This is a genomic window from Pediococcus argentinicus (assembly GCF_001437605.1).
Lineage (GTDB): Bacteria > Bacillota > Bacilli > Lactobacillales > Lactobacillaceae > Pediococcus > Pediococcus argentinicus.
Genome location: NZ_JQCQ01000086.1, coordinates 1 through 416 on the forward strand (window position 1 = coordinate 1; position 416 = coordinate 416).

At 39.4% G+C, this 416-nt stretch carries 1 protein-coding gene; it reads right to left on the reverse strand.

Features of this window, described 5'->3' with window-relative positions:
- Positions 1-38 precede the first annotated feature (38 nt).
- A partial coding sequence (locus IV88_RS09025; RefSeq protein ID WP_157059344.1) for a transposase occupies positions 39-416 on the reverse strand: 378 nt, incomplete at its 5' end.

Below are 416 nucleotides of genomic sequence, written 5' to 3' on the forward strand. Positions count from 1 at the left end.
CTAGTAAGTTTTTTCAAAAGATGCTATGGTGTTTTTGACTAGTTACGATGACTTTGGCAGGCAATCGTATAGTCATATTTCTGATTTGTAAGTACCAAATGGTACATGGTCGAAATCAGTCGATCCATAGCGCCTATTGCAATCTTCTTCGTTCCTGCAGACGGAGAAGATTTTTTTCTGTTCTGATACCAGTCATTAATGTGATTAGGATGACCTGAAGCGGCGGTTGACGCAATATTACCAATGCATCGAAATAATATTTTACGTGCCCAGTGGTCACCGCGTTTGGTAATAAATCCACTACTATGATATTCACCAGAATCATTGAACCGTAAATCAATTCCAACAAATGCGTTGACTTTATTAGCAGAGCTAAACCGACGAAGGTCACCTAATTCTCCAATCAGACTGACTAC